The following is a 17985-nucleotide window of genomic DNA, read 5'->3' on the forward strand; positions in this document are numbered from 1 at the left end:
ACACGGTGGCTCCCCCTTAGAACCACTCGTCCTGCATGGCGAGGCAAGTGTCGTCGCGCGCCTCGAGCAATGCCAGCTCATTATGGCAGCCAGGTACCTCCCAGGTCAGGAAATAACGCGCTGCCTGCAGCTTGCCGAGGTAGAAGTCGCGGTCGGTGGGTTTGCCCTTGAGCAGGCCGAGTTCGGCATGGATCGCCTGTTCCAGCCAGCGCCAGCCAATCACGCAGTGGCCGAAGGCCTTGAGGTAGAGAGCCGAGTTGGCCAGGGCGCCGGCGACTTTGCCCTCGGCCAGGTCACCCAGCAACGCCAGCGTCACACCTTGCAGGCGGTTGACCAGTTGCTCCAGCGGCTGGCGCAGTGGGTCGAGGTTCGCATGGTGGCTGGCGCGCTCACCGGTGGCAGCGATCGACCGGATCAACTGCTTGAGGCCGGCGCCATTGTTCTGCGCCAGCTTGCGGCCCAGCAGGTCGAGCGACTGGATGCCCTCGGTGCCTTCATGGATCGGATTCAGGCGGTTGTCGCGGTAGTACTGTTCAACCGGGTACTCGCGGGTGTAGCCGTGGCCCCCGAGGATCTGGATCGCCAGTTCATTGGCCTTGAGGCAGAACGTCGAGGGCCAGGATTTGACGATCGGGGTCAGCAGGTCGAGCAGCTCCTGCGCCTGCTTGCGGGCGCTGTCGTCGCTGGCAGTCTGGGTGTCGTCGAACAGGCGCGCGGCATACAGACCCAGGTCGAAGGCGCCCTCCACGTAGGCCTTCTGTGCCAGCAGCATGCGTTTCACATCGCTGTGTTCGATGATCGGCACTGCGGGGCTGTGCGGGTCTTTGTTGTCCGGCAACCGACCCTGCGGGCGCTGACGGGCGTATTCCAGCGAATACAGGTAGCCGGCGTAACCGAGCATCACTGCGCCCATGCCGACACCGATGCGTGCCTCGTTCATCATCTGGAACATGCAGGCCAGGCCCTGGTGCGGCTGGCCGACCAGGTAGCCGACGCAGTGGCCGTTGTCGCCGAAGTTCAGCGCGGTGGAGGTAGTACCGCGCCAGCCCATCTTGTGGAACAGCCCTGCCAGCAGCACATCGTTGCGCGGGCCACGGCTGCCATCTTCGTTGACCAGGTACTTGGGTACGATGAACAGCGAGATGCCCTTCACGCCGGGCGGAGCATCCGGAAGCTTGGCCAGAACCATATGCACGATGTTCTCCGACAGCTCGTGATCTCCGCCGGAAATGAAAATCTTGTTGCCCTTGAGCCGGTAGCTGCCGTCACCGGCAGGCTCGGCGCGGGTACGAATATCGGCCAGTGAAGAGCCCGCATGGGGTTCGGTCAGGGCCATGGTGCCGAAGTAGCGGCCTTCGATCATCGGCTGCAGGAACAGGCGCTTCTGTTCATCGCTACCGAAGCTCTCGATCAGGTTGGCCGCGCCCATGGTCAGGAACGGGTAGGCCGTGGTGCCGGCGTTGGCCGCCTGGAAGTGGGCGAAGCAGGCCTGCGAAACCAGGCTCGGCAGCTGCATGCCGCCGGCTTCGAAGTCACGGTTGGCGTTGAGGAAGCCGGCTTTGAGAAAGGCGTCGACGGCGGGTTTCACTTCGGGGATCAGTTCGGCGCGGCCATCCACGTAGCGCGGCTCGTTTTCGTCGGCCTTGCGGTTGTGCGGGGCGAAAAATTTCTCTGCGATGGTGCGGGCAGTTGAAAGCGCCGCATCGAAGGTTTCGCGGCTGTGCTCGGCGAAGCGCGGGCGTTGGGTCAGGGCCTCGGCGTCGAGGACTTCGTAGAGTTCGAAGGCGAGGTTGCGGGGGTTGAGCAGGGTCTCGGGCATGGTCGCGGTCCTGAGGCGGGATGCTGCGAGTGTAGGAGGGTGGTGGGGTGGGGGACAGGTTAATAGGTTTGGGTGATATGGGTTGAGAACTCCGGGATGCCTGGTGGTTGGTCGAACAGATCACGCGGGGTGGGGGCAGTTGTTGTTTTGCCTGTTCGGGCCCTTTCGCGGGTAAACCCGCTCCCACAAGTACTGCGCAGCCCCAGCCATCAACGCTGCACCTGTAGGAGCGGGTTTACCCGCGAAAGGGCCGGAGCAGGCGCAGGAAAATGTAGAGACGTTTCCCACAAGTCAGAGTGGAACTGGACTACTGCGGATCGAATGCCATTTGGCCTTGAATGTGTGCTTTGGTGTTCGCAATGAGGCTTTTCTGATGAGTGATGTCCACAAGAACGACTTGACTGATTTCGAGGGCAAGCAACTTCCCTTCTTCGTAGTCTCGCCCCTGAAGTTTGGCGTAATGACCTTCTTCACCCTTGGTTTTTACTGGCTGTATTGCTTTTATCAGAGCTGGAAGCTGTATGGAGTGAGGACAGGAGAAAAGGTCAGCCCATTCTGGCGAAGCGCTTTTGCAGTGTTCTTCATCTACCCGTTATTGAGAAGGGTGAATGATCATATTCGCGAGTCAGGCAGAACCTACCCTTGGTCCATTCTGGGGCTCACGCTGGGCTACTACGGTATGTGTGCTGTCTGGGTGGCTGCCACTGTGATTCTGGATGATCAGTTGTGGGCGGCGTATTTTGCGGGTGTAGTCATTCAAGCAGCTTGGTTGGTCATTCTGGTGCCCATGCAGAAAGGCGCCAATTTCAGCGCGGGGGATGAGGCAGGAGTGGCCAACAGCCGTTTCACGCTGGCCAATTGGTTGTGGATGCTGCTGGCTGCCGTAATTACAGCAGCGCAGCTGTTTGCTTTGATCACACTTTCGTCCATGGCTTGAGCAGCGTCGCAGCAGAATTTGCCGGGGCCGCTTTGCGGCCCTTTCGCGGCGAAAGGCCGCCCCTGCGAAGCTCGGTATTCCGGCGCGGTTCGAAGAGGGAGCATATTGAAGAACTCGAACTTGAGCTGGCATGCGATCGCTTTCCTGTTTTGGGGAGGCATGGACGCGTTCTACATCTGCCTTTATGTTTTCCGCAGTACGGAGCGAGGTGCCATACCTTTCTGGACGGATTTCAAGGACGCATTGAGCAACATGCAGATCTGGGGAGGAGGGCTAGAGCTAATCGTCTGGCTAGGCCTGATTCTGCAGCTTTCGTTGATAGCGACCTGCGGGTTGTTTCTTATGCGTTGCCGGTTGGCTGTCTACTTGGCGATGGTGCAGATCCCCTTTCGCATCTTTTTTATCGTTCCGTCGATATCCATAATCCTGTTGTTGCCGATGCTGGCTTCCAGTATCAGTAACTCGGTGTGGATTGGGCTGATGCTGATTTCGGAGGCTGGGAAAGGCTGGTGCCTATTGTGGCTCTGGCGAAAGCGCGGGTAACGGTGTGCGCCGGGTTTTTTGGATTTTTCTACCGGTCAGTCAACCCATGCACAGCTGCCACCCTCTTGTTTGACAGCAGGTGGTGATAGTTCCTGATCCACCCCTGAACGCAGATTCACTCGAAGATCCTAATCTAGGTCGCGAACTTCGCACTGAGGCTTAATGATGTGTCGCCTGAGCCGGCCCTTTCGCGGGCATGCCCGCTCCCACAGGTACGGTGCAAGTCATGAAGCTTGTGGTGATCCTGTGGGAGCGGGCGCGCCCGCGAATAGGCCCGGCCAGGCACTCGAGAATTATCAGGGGGTTGAACAATGACAACAGAAGACACCCAAGCCGCATCGAGCCTGGCATCCCGTGCAGGGACGCCCGTGAGCAGTCGTCGGAGTTGATGGGTAATGTCCGCGAATTGACCATTACCGGGCTGATGGATGAGAAGCCGATGATGATCTGGGCTGCCCATTACCTGAGTGCGATGGCCAAGGCACTGATGGATGATGCTGAGTTGGGGATGAAGCAGTGAGGGTTTGGCTTCCGATTGAATGAACACCTGTCAGCCCAACCCCAGCCCCCATAAAAAAAAGGAGAGCCGAAGCTCTCCTTTTTTCGTTAACAACCCTCAACCTCAGCCAATGGTCATCAGGCTGGCATTACCACCGGCAGCAGCAGTGTTCACACTCACTGCCCGCTCGATCACCAGGCGCTCCAGCGCAATCTGGTGGTCGCCGCTGGACAGCCCGTGCACACCCACGATCGCCCCGGCACGCTTGGCCACCTGCTGGCACACGCCGCGCAGCTGGTCCGAGTCGCCATGGTGGATCACGGCGTCGAACGCCACTTCATCCTTGTTCCAGTCCGCCACCAGCTTGACCTTGGCCTGCAGCTCTCGCGGCAGGCGGGCACGCAGGGCTTTGCCCGGCTCGCCGTCCGCCCATACCGCCGAGCTGCCAACGGCCAGCACTGCGGCGAACTGCGCCAGCAGGTCGGCTTCGTTGTCGGCCAGGCACAGCACGTGCTCACGCGGCAGGATGGTGTAGCTGTTGCGCTCGCCGGTCGGGCCTGGCAACAGGCGGGCGATGCCGCTCTGCGACTGGCTGGCGAACTGGCTGCACAGCGTGGCGAGGTCGGTCAGCTGGTTGCTCTCGGCCCATGCCTTCAGGCCGTGCAGCGGCTTGATCAGCTGTTCGTGCAGGGCGCGGTCAGGCTTGCCTTCGCCGTCCTGTTGCTGGAAGTGGCGGCCAATCGCGTCGGCCGGGCGGGTCGACAGCAGGCGGTACAGGTACAGCGGGCCGCCGGCTTTCGGGCCGGTGCCGGACAGGCCTTCACCACCGAACGGCTGCACGCCCACCACTGCACCGACGATGTTGCGGTTGACGTACATGTTGCCGGCGTTGGCGGTTTCCACCACCTTGGCGATGGTCTCGTCGATGCGGGTGTGCACGCCGAGGGTCAGGCCGTAGCCGGAGTTGTTGATCTGCTCGATCAACTGGTCCAGGTTGCGACGGTTGTAGCGCACCACGTGCAGCACCGGGCCGAAGATTTCACGCTTGAGCTCGTCGAAGCTCTCCAGCTCGATCAGGGTAGGCATGACGAAGGTGCCGCGCTTGAGCTCGGCAGCATCGGCAATGGCCACCTGGTAGACCGAGCGACCTTTCTCGCGCATGCCCTGGATGTGCTTCTCGATGCCGGCTTTGGCTTCGGCGTCGATCACCGGGCCAATGTCCACGGCCAGGCGGTCCGGGCAGCCCAGGCGACTTTCGGCCATGGCACCCTTGAGCATTTCGATCACGCGGTCGGCGGAGTCTTCCTGCAGGCACAGCACGCGCAGTGCCGAGCAACGCTGGCCGGCGCTGTCGAAGGCCGAGGACACCACATCGATCACCACCTGTTCGGTCAGTGCCGAGGAGTCGACGATCATCGCGTTCTGGCCGCCGGTTTCGGCGATCAGCGGGATCGGGCGGCCCTGGTTGTCCAGGCGGCCGGCGACGTTGCGCTGCAGCAGGCGGGCCACTTCAGTGGAACCGGTGAACATCACGCCCTTGACGCGCTCGTCACCCACCAGGCCGGCACCGACGGTTTCACCGCGGCCAGGCAGCAGCTGCAGCACGCCTTCAGGAATGCCGGCTTCCAGCAGGAGGCGCACGGCCTGGGCAGCGATCAGCGGGGTTTGCTCGGCCGGCTTGGCCAGTACGGGGTTGCCGGCGGCGAGCGCTGCGGCTACCTGGCCGGTGAAGATCGCCAGCGGGAAGTTCCACGGGCTGATGCACACCACTGGGCCCAGCGGGCGGTGGGCGTCGTTGCTGAAGTCGTTGCGTGCCTGCACCGCGTAGTAGCGCAGGAAGTCCACGGCTTCACGCACTTCGGCGATGGCGTTGGCGAAGGTCTTGCCGGCTTCGCGGATGAGCAGGCCCATCAGCGGCTGGATTTCGGCCTCCATCAGGTCGGCGGTGCGTTCCAGAATGGCGGCGCGCTCGGCAGGCGGGGTGGCCTGCCAGATCGGAGCGGCATTCAGTGCGCACTGGATGGCGTTGTCGACGTCGGCGACCGTGGCTTCCTGAACATGGCCGACCACGTCGCGGTGGTCCGCCGGGTTCAGGACCGGTGCAGCGGCGCCTTCGCTGGCAGCGCAGGCCAGCAGTGGCGTGGCTTTCCAGTCGTTGTGGGCGGTGGCCAACATAGCGCAGGACAGCGACGCCAGGCGGTGTTCGTTGGCCATGTCGATGCCGGCCGAGTTGGCCCGCTCGCTGCCATACAGCTCACGCGGCAGCGGGATGCGTGGGTGCGGCAGGCCGATGCTGCCTTCCTGGGTGCCCATGCGCTCGATGCTGGCGACCGGGTCGGCGACCAGTTCCTGGATGGAGATCGAGTGGTCGGCGATGCGGTTGACGAACGAGGTGTTGGCGCCGTTTTCCAGCAGGCGACGCACCAGGTAGGCCAGCAGCGTTTCGTGGGTGCCGACCGGTGCATAGACGCGGCACGGACGGTTCAGCTTGCCTTCGGAAATCTTGCCGACCACCTGCTCGTACAGTGGCTCGCCCATGCCGTGCAGGCACTGGAACTCGTACTGGCCCGGGTAGTAGTTCTGACCGGCAATGTGGTAGATGGCCGACAGGGTGTGGGCGTTGTGGGTGGCGAACTGCGGGTAGATGGCTTCTGGCACGGCCAGCAGCTTGCGGGCGCAGGCAACGTAGGACACGTCGGTGTACACCTTGCGGGTGTAGACCGGGTAGCCTTCCAGGCCTTCGACCTGGGCGCGCTTGATTTCGCTGTCCCAGTAGGCGCCTTTCACCAGGCGGATCATCAGGCGGTGGCGGCTGCGCTTGGCCAGGTCGATGACATAGTCGATCACATACGGGCAGCGCTTCTGGTAGGCCTGGATGACGAAGCCGATACCATTCCAGCCGGCCAGAGAAGGCTCGAAGCACAGGCGCTCGAGCAGGTCGAGCGACAGCTCCAGGCGGTCGGCTTCTTCGGCGTCGATGTTCAGGCCGATGTCGTATTGCTTGGCCAGCAGGGTCAGCGACAGCAGGCGCGGGTACAGCTCTTCCATCACGCGCTCGTACTGGGCGCGGCTGTAGCGCGGGTGCAGCGCCGACAGCTTGATCGAGATGCCCGGGCCTTCATAGATGCCACGGCCATGGGAGGCCTTGCCGATCGAGTGGATGGCCTGCTCGTAGGACGCCAGGTACTTCTGTGCGTCGTGCTCGGTCAGTGCGGCTTCGCCGAGCATGTCGTAGGAATAGCGGAAGCCCTTGGACTCGAAGCGGCTGGCATTGGCCAGGGCTTCGGCGATGGTTTCGCCGGTGACGAACTGCTCGCCCATCAGGCGCATGGCCATGTCGACGCCCTTGCGGATCATCGGCTCGCCGCTCTTGCCGATGATGCGGGTGAGCGAGGAGGTGAGGCCGGATTCGTTGTGGGTAGACACCAGCTTGCCGGTCAGCAGCAGGCCCCAGGTGGCGGCGTTGACGAACAGCGACGGGCTGTTGCCCAGGTGCGGCTGCCAGTTGCCGGTGCTGATCTTGTCGCGGATCAGCGCGTCACGGGTGCCCTTGTCGGGGATGCGCAGCAGGGCTTCGGCCAGGCACATCAGTGCCACGCCTTCCTGGGACGACAGCGAGAATTCCTGCAGCAGGCCCTGAACGATGCCGGCACGACCGCCAGCGCTCTTCTGGTTACGCAGTTTTTCGGCGATGCCGGCGGCCATCTTGTTGGTCGCTTCGGCCAGCGGGGCGCTCAGGCGCGCCTGCTCCAGCAGCATCGGTACCACTTCCTGTTCGGGGCGGCGGTAGGCGGCGGTGATCGCCGAGCGCAGCACCGACTGCGGCAGGATGCTCTCGGCGAACTCGAGGAAGCACTGGTGGCTGTGGTCGGGCTGGACCTCTCCGGCATCGTCGGCCAGGTTGCTGGCATGGCCGTTGAGTTCGGTCAGGGTGGCACCACCCTCGAGCTTCTCCAGGTAGTTGAAGATCGCTTGCTTGATCAACCAGTGCGGGGTGCGGTCAATCGACTGCGCAGCTGCCTTGAGTCGCTCACGGGTCGGGTCATCGAGTTTGACCCCAAGGGTGGTCGTCGCCATTTCTTATCCTCGTTATTGCCACGGTTGTGGCCTAAGCTGGCGCCAAGAGTAGCTGTAGGACAATTCGGGTGCAACCAGGTGCAACCCGAATTTTTCATGGAAAAGGTGCAACTCGTCCGACCGTCATTTCCATGCCCGGAAAAGGGTCGTTTTCGGTGCGTTTTATTCTGAAAAGCGAGGTTGTTGCTCCCAAAAGGAGCAAAAAATCAGATTTTTCTGAAAATGCACGAGAAGGTGCAACTTGCAAATGAAAAATGGTTGCACCCGCTTTGCGTTGTTGCATAGGATTCGCCGCCTGGGTGCAACCGCCATGGCTGCGGTTGTGCATGACATAAAAACAAACGCCAGGGCACACGCATGGGCAATCTACTAACGATCACTTTCGTGGTCTATATCGCGGCAATGGTGCTGATCGGCTTCGCCGCCTATCGCTCCACCAATAACCTTTCCGACTACATCCTCGGCGGCCGCAGCCTGGGTAGCGTGGTCACCGCGCTTTCCGCCGGCGCTTCCGACATGAGCGGCTGGCTGCTGATGGGCCTGCCGGGCGCCATCTACTTCTCAGGCTTGTCCGAAGCCTGGATTGCCATCGGCCTGACCGTCGGCGCCTACCTGAACTGGTTGTTCGTCGCTGGTCGTCTGCGCGTGCAGACCGAGCACAACGGCGATGCACTGACGCTGCCGGACTACTTCTCCAGCCGCTTCGAAGACAACAGCGGCGTGCTGCGGATCATCTCGGCCATCGTGATCCTGGTGTTCTTCACCATCTACTGCGCCTCCGGCATCGTTGCCGGTGCCCGTCTGTTCGAGAGCACCTTCGGCATGCCGTACGAAACCGCCCTGTGGGCCGGTGCCGCTGCAACCATCGCCTACACCTTCGTCGGTGGTTTCCTGGCGGTGAGCTGGACCGATACCGTGCAGGCTTCGCTGATGATCTTTGCGCTGATCCTCACCCCGGTGATCGTGCTGATCTCCACTGGCGGCTTCGATACCACCTTCGCTGCCATAGATGCGGTCAACCCGGCCAACTTCGACATGCTCAAGGGCGCCACCTTCATCGGCATCATCTCGCTGATGGGCTGGGGGCTGGGCTACTTCGGCCAGCCGCATATCCTGGCGCGTTTCATGGCCGCCGACTCGGTGAAGTCGATCGCCAACGCCCGCCGTATCTCCATGACCTGGATGATCCTGTGCCTGGCCGGTACCTGCGCCGTGGGCTTCTTCGGCATCGCCTACTTCTCGGCGCACCCTGATCTGGCGGGCCCGGTCACCGAGAACCACGAGCGTGTGTTCATCGAGCTGGCCAAGATCCTGTTCAACCCATGGATCGCCGGTGTACTGCTGTCGGCCATCCTGGCGGCGGTGATGAGTACCCTGAGCTGCCAGCTGCTGGTGTGCTCCAGCGCCCTGACCGAAGACTTCTACAAGTCCTTCCTGCGCAAGAACGCTTCGCAGGTCGAACTGGTGTGGGTCGGCCGCCTGATGGTGCTGGCCGTCGCCCTGATCGCCATCGCCATGGCCTCCAACCCGGAAAACCGCGTGCTGGGCCTGGTGGCTTACGCCTGGGCCGGCTTCGGTGCTGCCTTTGGTCCGGTGGTGCTGATTTCGGTGCTGTGGAAAGGCATGACCCGTAACGGCGCACTGGCCGGTATCGTGGTGGGTGCACTGACCGTGATCCTGTGGAAGAACTTCGACACCCTCGGGCTGTACGAAATCATCCCGGGCTTCCTGTTCGCCAGCATCGCCATCTTCGTGGTGAGCAAGCTGGGCAGCCCGTCGCAGGCAATGGTCAAGCGTTTCGAGACTGCTGATGCGGCGTATCACGCTGACAAGTAATACCCGTTGAGTCGGCGGCGCCTGTTTCGCGGGTGAACCCGCTCCCACAGGGATTGCACAGAACTCAAATTCTGTGAGGTGCCTGTGGAAGCGGGTTTACCCGCGAAACAGGCGCCGCCGATCAGCAGCCAGGCCCTGACTCCGCCTGCAAGGCAAGGTAAACTTGCCACCCCCGCAGGAGTTGCCATGAACTATCGTCACGCCTTCCACGCCGGCAACCACGCCGACGTCCTCAAACACATCGTGCTGACTCGCCTCATCGCCCTGATGTCGCGCAAGGAGCAGCCATTCGCCTACATCGATACCCACGCAGGGCTCGGTCTGTACGATCTGCAGGGCGACCAGGCAACCCGCACCGGCGAGTACCTGGAAGGTGTCGCCCGCCTATGGAATCGCGATGACCTGCCGGCCATGGCCGACGACTATCTGCGTATCATCAAGCGCCTGAATGCCGATGGCGAGCTGCGCTACTACCCCGGTTCGCCCGAGCTGGCTCGCCGCCTGATGCGCCAGCAGGACCGCGCCCTGCTCAACGAGAAGCATCCCGAAGACGGGCCGCTGCTCAAAGAGAACATGAAGAAAGACCCGCGCGTGTTCGTGCACCTGGGCGAAGGTTGGCATGTGCCGCGGGCCTTGCTGCCGGTGCAGGAAAAGCGCGCGATCATGTTGATCGACCCGCCGTTCGAACAGGCTGACGAGCTAAAGCGCTGCACTACCGCCATGAAAGAGGCGATCGGCCGCATGCGCCAGACTGTCGCGGCCATCTGGTACCCGATCAAGGACCAGCGCTCGCTGACCCGCTTCTACCAGGACCTGACCAGCACCGGCGCACCGAAACTGCTGCGGGTCGAGTTGTATGTGCACCACCAGGACAGCCCGCAGGGGCTCAATGGCTCAGGACTGGCGATCGCCAACCCACCGTGGGGGTTGGAAGAAGAGCTCAAGGAGCTGCTGCCATGGCTGGCCAAAGAGCTGGCGCAAACCGCCGGCAGCTTCCGCATGGACTGGCTGATCGCTGAATAATATTGCTTGCCTGTACCGGCCCCATCGCCGGCAAGCCAGCTCCCACAGGTACAGCGCGGGCCTCAAGGTCGGTGGTGTACCTGTGGGAGCTGGCTTGCCGGCGATGAGGCCAGTACAGGTTGCCGCGTTGCGCACATGTTTGCGTTATAATCCCGCCCTTTAGCCGCCACCCGCCCAAGAGGCCGCTGGCGCATTTCTACCGAATGAAGAGGCTAATCCCTTGGCATTGACGATTCTTGGCCTGTCCGGCGCCCTTAGCCATGACCCTTCCGCGGCCTTGTACATTGACGGCAAACTGATTGCCGCCGCCGAAGAAGAGCGCTTCGTGCGTGACAAGCATGCGAAGAACCGCATGCCCTACGAGTCGGCGAAGTTCTGCCTGGAACAGGCTGGCATCAAGCCATCCGACGTCGACGTGGTAGCCATCCCGTTCGCCCCGATCAGCCTGTTCGGCAAGGCGCGCTGGCATTATGCCAAGCGCTACTGGTACGCCCCGGATCGCGCCCTCGACGCTATTCTGATGGGCAACCGTCGCTACAAGCGCTACCGCAAGAAGATCGTCTGGTGCCTGGAGCAACTGGGCTTCGACCCGAAAAAGGTGAAGATCGAGCCCGTCGAGCACCACCTGGCCCATGCCTCCAGTGCCTACCACTGCTCGGGGTTCAAGGAAAAAACCGCAATCCTCGGCATCGACGGTAAGGGCGAATACGCCACCACCTTCTTTGGCTACGGCGAAAACGGCAAGATCCACAAGATCAAGGAATTCTTCGACCCGGACTCGCTTGGCGGCCTGTACGGCGCAATCACCGAGTTCCTCGGCTTCGAGATGCTCGATGGCGAGTTCAAGGTCATGGGCATGGCGCCGTATGGTGACGCCAGCAAGTACGACTTCTCGCGTCTGGCCAGCTTCGAAAACGGCGAACTGGTGATCAACACCGAATACGCCAACGTCATTGGCCTGCGCCGCTATAAAGAGAAGGGCAAGGGCTTCTACTTTTCGCCGAAACTGATCGAGTGGCTGGGCCCCAAGCGCGAAGGGGACATCGCCGACGAGCCGTACATCCATTACGCGGCCAGCATGCAGGCACTGTTCGAAAAGATCGCCCTGCAGATGATCGACCACTACCTGGGCGACATCCTGCGTGAAACCGGCAAGCTGGCCTTTGCCGGCGGTTGCGCGCTGAACGTCAAGCTCAACCAGAAGATCATTGCCCGCCCAGACCTGAAAGAGCTGTTCGTTCAGCCGGCTTCCGGTGACGCCGGTACCGCCGTGGGTGCTGCCGCCTACGTTTCCCACGCTCGTGGCGTACCGGTCGAGAAGATGGAACACGTCTACCTCGGCCCTTCGTACTCCAACGAAGACGTGATCGCTGCCTGTGCCCGTCACCCGAACGCACCGAAGTGGCGCAAGCTCGACGACATGCCGCAGCGCATCGCCAAAATCATGGTCGATGGCAACCCGGTGGCCTGGTTCCAGGGCCGCATGGAATTCGGCCCCCGTGCCCTGGGCGGCCGTTCGATCATTGGTTGCCCGAGCGTGCCGGGCGTAGCCGACCGCATCAACGAGCAGATCAAGTTCCGCGAACGCTGGAGACCTTTCTGCCCGTCGATGCTCGACACCGTCGCCCCGCAGATGATCAAGGTCGACCACCCGGCGCCGTTCATGACCTTCACCTTCGAAGTGGCTGAAGAGTGGAAGACCCGCGTGCCGGAAGTGGTCCACGAGGACGGCACTTCGCGTGCCCAGGTGCTCAAGCGCGAGTACAACCCGCGCTACTACGACATGATGAAGGCACTGGAAGACCTGACGGGCAACGGAGTGTCGCTAAACACCTCGCTGAACCGCCGTGGTGAACCGATGATCTGCTCGCCGACCGACGCCCTGAACATGTTCTTCGGCTCGGACCTGCAGTACCTGATCATGGAAGACATCCTGGTTGTGAAGGACGGCGCGGCCCCGTATGACCAGCCGCTCTGAACCGCGCATCCTGCAGTTCTGCCATGGCTATGACGGGCCGTTCCTGGACTGCGCCCGTCAATACGCCAGCCTGTTCCAGGGGCGTGGCTACCAGGTCACCACGGTGTTCCTCACCGGCGCCGCCGACCCGCAGGTAGCGGCTGGCTGTGCGTCGGACGAGGTGCTGTTCCTGGAGTTCAGCTCCAAGGCTGTGCGCGGCCTGAAACTCGGCGCCATCCGTGCATTGCGGCGGATCGCCGCCGAGCGCAATTTCGCCTTCTGCATCGCCCATCGCTTCAAGCCGATCTACGTGGCGTTGCTGGGCACCGGCTTGCCGGTGATCGGCGTGCACCATGCTTTCGGTGACTACGAGCGCAAGGGGCGACGCATCTTCGCCAACCTGTTCAGCAAACGCCTGAGCTTGCTGGGCGTGTCGGACGCAGTGCGTGACGACATGCGCCGCTGTCTGCCGCAGTGGCCGGCAGAGCGTATCCAGACCTTGTACAACCGCATCGACATCGACGCCCTGCAAGCGGCCCTGGTGCCACGCGCCGAGGCCCGTCAGGCCTTGGGGCTGGACGCACAGGCGTGGATTGTCGGTAACGTCGGGCGCCTGCACCCGGACAAGGACCAGGCCACCCTGCTGCGTGGCTTTGCCGAAGCGCTACCGGGGCTGCCGGCTGGCGCCCGCCTGGCAATCCTTGGCAAGGGGCGCCTGGAAGCCAGGCTCAAGGCCCTGGCCGCCGAGCTGGGCATTGCCGGGCAAGTGGACTTCCTTGGCCAGGTGCCGGATGCGCGCCGTTACTTCCAGGCATTCGACGTATTCGCCCTGAGCTCCGACCATGAGCCGTTCGGCATGGTCCTGCTCGAAGCCATGGTCGCCGGTGTGCCGGTACTGGCCACGGCCTGTGGTGGTGCCCGCGAAGTGGTGGAGGGTGTTGGCGTGCTGTTCCCTCTGGGCGATGCGGGGCAATTGGCCCAGGGCCTGAAACACATGGCTGTGCTCGATGGGCAGCAACGCCAGGCCTGTGCCGAGCACATGCTGCAGCGCCTGCGTGAACGCTTTTCCGACCAGGCGGTGCGCGAAGCATTCTGGCAACTGCCGCAAGTCCGCGCGTTGGTGGGGCAGGCCTGATGCTCAACCGTATCCAGGCCTTCCGCGAACGCGGTTGGCAAGTTATCGACGCCAAGGCCTATGCCGAGGCATGGGCCCGGTTTGGTGGCAGTGTCGCCACCCATCCCCAGGTGGTCGAGCAGCTGGCGGACCTGGCGCAGATCCCTGTGCGTTATCTGGGCTGGCACCAGGCCGGCGAGCTGAAAGCCGCCATTCCTACCTGGGGGCGCCACCTTGCGCTGTCCAAGGACGTGCTCAAGCGTGCCGGCAAAAAGGCCCTGTTCGACCTGGGCAACGCCGAGATCATCCTGCCGGCGGCGGCCGATGCCGCTGCACCGTTGCGCCATGCCGCGCGCTACCTGTCCGAACTGAACCAGGGCCGCTTCAGCGGCCTCAAGGTGCAGAAGGAACAGCTGGCCATGGCCCGCGCCCACGAAGACCTGTCGAAGAAGTTCCGCTACAACCAGCGCCGCGAACTGCGCCTGCTGGAAGAGGCGGGCGGTGTGGTGCGCCCGATCGGCGACTTCAGCGCGCAGGAAATCGCCAGCATGTACTGCGACCTGTTCCAGCGCCGCTGGGGCTTCCCTGCCACCGGTGCCGAGCGCATGGCCGAGGTGCTGGAACGCCTGCGCGAGCTGCTGATCGGCTCGGTGCTGCTGTTGGACGGCAAGCCGATTGCCATCCAGCTGGTTTACCGTGTCGAAGCGCCGGAATGGATCAGCGTCGAGTACATCAATGGTGGTGTCGACCCTGAAACCAAGGCCTTCAGCCCCGGCAGCGTGCTGAGCTTCCTCAATACCCAGGCCGCCTGGGAAGACGCCCGTGCGCGCAACAAGCCGCTGCGGTTCTCGTTCGGCCGTGCCGACCGCGAGTACAAGGACCGCTGGTGCAACCCCGTGCAGGTGTATCAGGCGTGAGTCGCAAGCAGCAGTTGCTCAAGCGCCACCGGCGCAACAAGCGCCTGGGCCTGTTGGCGGGCCTGGTCGCGCTGGTGGCCATAGGTGCGTTCAGCTGGTGGTGGTTGCCACTGCTGCTGTTGCCGCTGTTGTGGGCGGCCCACGAGGCCTGGTTTGCCGACCACCTGTTCTACGCGCCAGGTGAGGACTACGCCTACGACTTCGGCGAGTTGACCCGGGAGGCTCCTGCCAGCCTGAGCGGCGGCTTGCTCAAGGCTGAGTGCGTGCTGCAGGGCAACGAAACCCTGGTCCTCGAGCTGCGGGTAAAAAGCAGCTGGATGGGGCGCTTCCTGGACCCGCAGGTCGAGCTGGTGGCTGGCGAGCAGGCCGACCGGCAAACCTTCGAGCGTGGCGTCGATGGCGTGCGCTTCCTCAACCTCACCGGCCTCGCCGCACCTCTGCAGGCTGGCGCGTTGCGCCTGCGTGGCCGGCATTGCCGGCTGGCGGGCCAGCCGCGCTTGTGGATAACCCCGGCGGTCGAGCTGCAACGGCGCCGGGTGATGGTGATCGCGCCGCATGCCGATGATGCCGAGCTGGCCGCTTACGGCCTTTACAGCCAGGCCGACGAAACCTGGGTAGTGACCCTGACCGCTGGTGAAATCGAGGCCGAGCACTATCAGCAGATGGGCTTGGCAAAGGCCGAGGCCGCGCGCCTGAAGGGCCGCCTGAGGGCCTGGGATAGTGTCGCCGTGCCACGCTGGGCCGGTGTGGCGGAATCGCGTTGCGTGCAGCTGGGCTACTTCTGTCTGCAACTGCCTGCCATGCAGGCTGCGCCAGACCAGCCGGCCGCTTCTCGCGAGGCCGACCTCGCCGACATTCGCGTATTCCGCCGATTCAACCCGTTCCCGCTGCCGGCCGATGTCGATGGCGCGCCGACCTGGCGCAACCTGCTCGCCGACCTGCGGGCCTTGCTGGAAATGGCCAGGCCAGAGGTGCTGGTGATGCCGCACCCGCAGCTCGACCCGCACCCCGACCACATCTGTGCCCAGGCAGCGGTGCTGGAAGCCTTGCAAGGCCTGGCCTGGCAGCCGCAAACCCTGCTGTGCTACGCCAACCACCTGCATGACAACGACCGCTGGCCGATGGGCGACAGTGGTGATGGCGTGGCCCTGCCGCCACAGCTGGAAGCTGTCCAGGCCTGGGCTCCTTGCAGCCTGGTACTGGACCTTGCGACCCAGCGCGACAAGGCCATGGCCCTGGGCATGATGCACGACCTACAGCCGCCAGCACCGTTCAAACGCCGCCTGCGCCGCTTGTTGCAGCGCTGGTTGGCCGGGCGGCGGTCGTCGCCTTACGGCGAGAACGAATTCTTCCGCAAGGCCGTGCGCCGACATGAACTGTTCTGGCGGCGTGAGCTGTAGGCGCGCCCCATGGTTGACCGCGATGGCGCAGAGCGCCCAAGGAACCCAATGAAAGTCCTATTTCTGGTGCAGAAGGAACAGCGGGCGATTCTCGACCGCCTGTACGATGGCGTCGCGGCCAACTGCGAGTGCGACCTGCGCTGGTTGACCAGCGAAGACCAGCGCAACCTGCGCCGCTATTTCAAGCGTGAAGTGCAGGTCGAGCGTTATGACCGCATTGTTTTCTTCCTGCGTTTCAAACAGGAAATCCGTCAGGCGGCATTCATCCGTACGGTGCCGAACCTGGTCATCCTCGAGCACGATGCCTACCAGAACTACATCCCGTGCAAGTACACGGGCAAGTTCAGCGCCCATTACCGCAAATTGCCCTGGGCGCGGGTGATCAGCTCAGGCTACATGGTCAGCGAGCGCCTGCGTCAGGAAGGTTTCGACGCCGTGTTCGTGCCCAAGGGCTACGACGAGCAACTGCTGGCCGACCAGGGGCGTGAGCGCGACATCGAACTGGCCTTCGTCGGCAGCACCAACAGCGTGGCCTACAGCGGCCGCAAGGCACTGCTGGACGAGCTGGGCCGGGTCGAGAACCTGGTGGTGACCCGTACCAAATCGGGTGAAGACTACTGCAACACACTCAACCGGATCCGCTTCTTCGTCAGTGCCGACGTCGGCATGGGCGAATACATGATCAAGAACTTCGAAGCCATGGCCTGTGGCTGTGTGTTGCTGGCGTATGACCAGGGCGAGGAAGAGAACCGCGCACTGGGCCTGCAGGACATGCACAACGTGGTGTTCTATGACAGCATCCCGACCCTTCAGGAAAAGCTCCGCCGTTTGCGCGCGGACCCTGAACTGGCCCGGCAGATTGCAGAAAATGGTCGCCACCTGGCGGTTTCCCGTTTCAGTTTCGGGGCTGTTGGACGTAGCATCGTCGACCACATGCGCCCGGCGCTCAGGCCCCATCCGCCGTTGTCTGCATGGCAGCGGCTGCGCCTGAAGCTGGGCATCTAACATAAGAACTTTCGCGCCTGTGGAACGGGCGTTGGAAGTCGAAGTCGCAATGCGGAGGGAGTCCGGTGCGCTTTTCAAATGAGAGTGATGTCACGCTCGTCGTGACCAGTTGTGGGCGGTTCGATCTGCTCAAAGATACCCTTGAGAGTTTCGATCGCTACAATACCGCGCCCATTCGCGAAGTGTTCATCACCGAAGATTCCGGTGACGATGCCGTGCATGCCGCTGTGCCTGAGCACTGGAAACCGCACTGCAAGGTGTTCGTAAACCGGCCCAAGTTGGGCCAGTTGCCGTCTATCGACCTGGCCTACAGCCACGTCAAGACGCCCTACATCTTTCACTGCGAGGACGACTGGCACTTCTATCGCCAGGGCTTCGTCGAAGACTCCCGGGCCATTCTGGAGGTCAGCCCTGATCTGCTGCAGGTGTGGCTGCGCAGCCATGCCCATGACCTGGCCATCCACAGCCCTTACATTCACCTGGGTGATCGCCGGGTGATCGCCGGGGTGCCTTGCTACCCACTGCTGTCCGATAAGGCCGAGTGGCAGGCGTTTTCGCTCAACCCCGGGTTGCGCCGTTTGAGCGATTACCAGCGTTGCGCGCCATTTGCCGCCTATGCTGGAGAGAAGGCACTTTCCCGGCGTTATTCTGAGTTAAACCTGACAGCGGTCACCTTGGAGGGTGATGCAGTATTGCACACTGGATTTGGTAATCACGTGACCTTGCCCATCGAAGTGGAACGCAAGGCCAAACGTCGTAAACGTGATCGGATAAAGTTGGCATTGACGCTGGTGGCGGGTGCCGTGATTGGCATGGGAATCACCATTTTTGTTCAGTGAAGTCGCTGTCCCACCTGAC

The 17985-nt window shown here is 62.7% G+C and carries 14 protein-coding genes; 11 read left to right on the plus strand and 3 right to left on the minus strand.

What is annotated here, in order from left to right:
- Nucleotides 1–16: 16 nt before the first annotated feature.
- Complete coding sequence (locus IMX18_RS26605; protein WP_100413005.1) at nucleotides 17–1819, minus strand: acyl-CoA dehydrogenase; 1803 nt, start codon at nucleotides 1817–1819, stop codon at nucleotides 17–19.
- Nucleotides 1820–2192: 373 nt separating this feature from the next.
- On the opposite strand from IMX18_RS26605, the gene IMX18_RS26610 reads away from it, so the two are divergent.
- The 3 genes from IMX18_RS26610 (at nucleotide 2193) to IMX18_RS26620 (ending at nucleotide 3819) form a co-directional block, all read left to right on the plus strand.
- Nucleotides 2193–2756, plus strand: coding sequence for a hypothetical protein (locus IMX18_RS26610; protein WP_081013925.1), 564 nt, complete (start codon nucleotides 2193–2195; stop codon nucleotides 2754–2756).
- Between the two features lie 105 nt (nucleotides 2757–2861).
- The gene (locus IMX18_RS26615) at nucleotides 2862–3299 is read left to right on the plus strand and encodes a hypothetical protein (protein ID WP_054572167.1); all 438 of its coding nucleotides are present in this window, start codon (nucleotides 2862–2864) and stop codon (nucleotides 3297–3299) included.
- A gap of 268 nt (nucleotides 3300–3567) precedes the next feature.
- Complete coding sequence (locus IMX18_RS26620) at nucleotides 3568–3819, plus strand: DUF3077 domain-containing protein (RefSeq protein ID WP_043936290.1); 252 nt, start codon at nucleotides 3568–3570, stop codon at nucleotides 3817–3819.
- A 102-nt stretch (nucleotides 3820–3921) separates the two neighbouring features.
- Here the strand turns inward: IMX18_RS26620 and putA are convergent, their stop codons facing one another.
- Together putA and IMX18_RS26630 are read right to left on the minus strand one after the other, a co-directional pair.
- On the minus strand, nucleotides 3922–7875 hold the full coding sequence (gene putA, locus IMX18_RS26625; RefSeq protein ID WP_191472077.1) for a trifunctional transcriptional regulator/proline dehydrogenase/L-glutamate gamma-semialdehyde dehydrogenase: 3954 nt from the start codon (nucleotides 7873–7875) through the stop codon (nucleotides 3922–3924).
- Between the two features lie 94 nt (nucleotides 7876–7969).
- Nucleotides 7970–8158 carry a hypothetical protein gene (locus IMX18_RS26630; protein ID WP_217189979.1) on the minus strand — a complete coding sequence of 63 codons (189 nt, stop codon included), beginning with the start codon at nucleotides 8156–8158 and terminating at the stop codon, nucleotides 7970–7972.
- Between the two features lie 74 nt (nucleotides 8159–8232).
- Between IMX18_RS26630 and putP the strand changes: the two genes are divergently transcribed.
- The 8 genes from putP to IMX18_RS26670 all read left to right on the plus strand — a co-directional run bounded on the left by putP (nucleotide 8233) and on the right by IMX18_RS26670 (nucleotide 17966).
- Nucleotides 8233–9711, plus strand: coding sequence for a sodium/proline symporter PutP (gene putP / locus IMX18_RS26635; protein WP_217189978.1), 1479 nt, complete (start codon nucleotides 8233–8235; stop codon nucleotides 9709–9711).
- Between the two features lie 186 nt (nucleotides 9712–9897).
- Nucleotides 9898–10734 carry a 23S rRNA (adenine(2030)-N(6))-methyltransferase RlmJ gene (locus tag IMX18_RS26640; protein WP_013974483.1) on the plus strand — a complete coding sequence of 279 codons (837 nt, stop codon included), beginning with the start codon at nucleotides 9898–9900 and terminating at the stop codon, nucleotides 10732–10734.
- Between the two features lie 220 nt (nucleotides 10735–10954).
- Nucleotides 10955–12712, plus strand: coding sequence for a carbamoyltransferase family protein (locus tag IMX18_RS26645; protein WP_015272039.1), 1758 nt, complete (start codon nucleotides 10955–10957; stop codon nucleotides 12710–12712).
- Nucleotides 12696–13826 (plus strand): glycosyltransferase, encoded by a 1131-nt coding sequence (locus IMX18_RS26650; protein WP_015272038.1) that lies wholly within the window; start codon nucleotides 12696–12698, stop codon nucleotides 13824–13826. The genes IMX18_RS26645 and IMX18_RS26650 overlap by 17 nt, the downstream gene beginning before the upstream one ends.
- Entirely contained in the window at nucleotides 13826–14722 is an 897-nt protein-coding gene (locus IMX18_RS26655) for an antimicrobial resistance protein Mig-14 (RefSeq protein WP_217189977.1), read from the plus strand. The genes IMX18_RS26650 and IMX18_RS26655 overlap by 1 nt, the downstream gene beginning before the upstream one ends.
- Complete coding sequence (locus IMX18_RS26660; RefSeq protein WP_015272036.1) at nucleotides 14719–16122, plus strand: PIG-L deacetylase family protein; 1404 nt, start codon at nucleotides 14719–14721, stop codon at nucleotides 16120–16122. Before IMX18_RS26655 ends, IMX18_RS26660 begins: the two co-directional genes overlap by 4 nt.
- 48 nt (nucleotides 16123–16170) lie before the next feature.
- The gene (locus IMX18_RS26665) at nucleotides 16171–17127 is read left to right on the plus strand and encodes a glycosyltransferase family protein (protein WP_015272035.1); all 957 of its coding nucleotides are present in this window, start codon (nucleotides 16171–16173) and stop codon (nucleotides 17125–17127) included.
- Between the two features lie 65 nt (nucleotides 17128–17192).
- Nucleotides 17193–17966 carry a glycosyltransferase family 2 protein gene (locus IMX18_RS26670; protein WP_039612457.1) on the plus strand — a complete coding sequence of 258 codons (774 nt, stop codon included), beginning with the start codon at nucleotides 17193–17195 and terminating at the stop codon, nucleotides 17964–17966.
- Nucleotides 17967–17985: the final 19 nt, after the last annotated feature.

Origin of the sequence: Pseudomonas shirazica (assembly GCF_015168335.1) — a bacterium.
In the GTDB taxonomy this organism is placed as follows: domain Bacteria; phylum Pseudomonadota; class Gammaproteobacteria; order Pseudomonadales; family Pseudomonadaceae; genus Aquipseudomonas; species Aquipseudomonas asiatica.